The sequence below is a fragment of the Candidatus Obscuribacterales bacterium genome (genome assembly GCA_036703605.1).
Classification (GTDB): domain Bacteria; phylum Cyanobacteriota; class Cyanobacteriia; order RECH01; family RECH01; genus RECH01.
Genome location: DATNRH010000533.1, coordinates 1 through 1,024 on the forward strand (window position 1 = coordinate 1; position 1,024 = coordinate 1,024).

General features: G+C 54.3%; 1 protein-coding gene and 1 tRNA gene. One reads left to right on the forward strand and one right to left on the reverse strand.

What is annotated here, in order from left to right:
- Positions 1 to 103 precede the first annotated feature (103 nt).
- Positions 104 to 176, forward strand: a tRNA-Lys gene (locus V6D20_11570).
- A gap of 295 nt (positions 177 to 471) precedes the next feature.
- Here the strand turns inward: V6D20_11570 and V6D20_11575 are convergent.
- Positions 472 to 1,024, reverse strand: a 553-nt coding sequence (locus V6D20_11575; protein HEY9816423.1) for a hypothetical protein, incomplete at its 5' end; no start/stop codon positions are given.

The following is a 1,024-nucleotide window of genomic DNA, read 5'->3' on the forward strand; positions in this document are numbered from 1 at the left end:
CTACTGGGAACACACCCGAAATCATCAAGTTTTCTTTAAAAACGGCTTGCATGCCCCCTCCCAGCCCCCTACTCATCCGGCCCCGTCTACCGGAGTTTTCAATGCGAGGATAGCTCAGTTGGTAGAGCAGTTGGCTTTTAACCAATTGGTCCTGGGTTCGAGTCCCAGTCCTCGTACTTCTCCGTGATCGCCGTCCATTCAACGGCCTCACACCCCTTCCCCCGTCCACTACCCTTAATCTCGAGGACTGGGGCTCGAACCCCCACCACACCCGAAGCGGAGCTTCGGCACTCAGGGTTCGAACGCCCGAAGGGCAGGCGAGCGCAGCGAGTCTGCAAATCACCACTACCGGCCTCGGCGGAGGCCGCACTCCGCGTGGATCGAGCGGAGCGAGATCAGTCCCGCTCTGACGCGAGCAAGCAACCACTCAAGCGGATTTGTTGCATGCGAAGTTACCTATCCAAGCTACCCCTACTTAGGCCTCTCAAGCTGATACAACTGCTCCCACGCTTCCCCCTCTTTGGATAAACCATTGGGAAATGGTTTCGCACCCGCTGGGCAAAAGACCACACCGGCCGATGTCGTGTAGAGATCCATGCCAGCCTGCTTGGCGATTTCTGTCAGTAGCGTCACAAGTGAAACATCCCTCACTTGATAACGAATCGAAGCATCCAATTCAGCGTCAAATGCCTTTACGGCACCACCTCTGCAATAGGTTTTTCCTGACGGGAAAAGCACACTGATTGTGACTCCTTTCTCCTTTGGATCAATAGTAGTGGGATCCAACTCAACAGCATATGACCAAGCGAGACTAACTGCTTGCTGTATGGTCACTCCCTCTAGATTCACACTGGGAATCCTTATGCGATCCAGGGCTGCCTTTCTCTTTGCCACGACAGGCCGAAAATCAGACTCCCCCACCAAAACCCCACTAACAAAATCCACCAGTTTCTGACTGGTAAACCAATGCGCCTTCACATCATGCCCGCCGCCGGGAATCAACTCGAGATGCATCTCACCACCA